Here is a 770-nt window from a genome sequence, read left to right as displayed (position 1 = left end):
GGGGTGTTCCCTAACTGGACGTAAAGCGGCTGGTGGGGCAGGTTAGGGCAACATGACCCCGTTCCCTGCGGTGCCGTTCGCCACAACTTTGATCAGGCTGGTCCTACCGCGTTCTCAGCTGGATCGAGTAGTTCGAAATTGAATATGCAGGCAACCAGTAACGGCCGCGCGGACCATTGCTGGGGGCCACTGACTTGTCTATCGATCAGGTTGCATCTGAGTGCGGCTTCGGCAGCGCCGGGACCGTGAGGCAAAACTTCGCAACATGCTTCTCTACAACCCCACAGAATGTAGATGCCGCTTCGCCGGCGATCGAAAGTGGGACTCTGAACCATCCTGAGGTTTGAGGACACGATCAGGTGGTGAGGTGCATACGCCGGCGCGGCTGGTCATGTGAAAAGTCGTTCCGCTTGTTCGTGCACGAAAATCTGCAGTCAGCGACCGTGGCCCTCGCCGCTATTCAACATGGGCTGGTAAATTGCAGTTGTGTCTCTTATATCTGACGGCCCCTTGACTCTGCGCGAGCGGAAGAAGCGCCAGACCATGGAAAGCGTTTTGGCTGTCGCTCGTGAAATGCTCTCCGAAAAGGAGTACGACAGCATCACGACCAAGGAAGTGGCCGCCAGGGCCGGCATCGGCGAGGCAACGCTCTTCCGTTACGTGGTCAACAAAAAGAACCTCTTCCTCCTCATCTACGAGGAGTTCTTCAACGACGTGCTGCAAGCCTGCCTGGACGAGGACGCCAAAGACACCACCGAGAACGGCACGGC

Annotated in this window: 1 protein-coding gene; it reads left to right on the top strand. The window is 57.4% G+C overall.

Annotated elements, in window-relative coordinates; genetic code table 11:
* Positions 1 to 486 precede the first annotated feature (486 nt).
* The coding region (locus AC1DKQ_RS22415) for a TetR/AcrR family transcriptional regulator (protein ID WP_476920282.1) at positions 487 to 770 on the top strand (284 nt) is incomplete at its 3' end.

It is taken from the genome of Arthrobacter sp. 05L421 (assembly GCF_056397785.1).
Note: the sequence above shows the minus strand (reverse complement) of the source record. Positions and strands in the feature narration are given on the sequence as shown.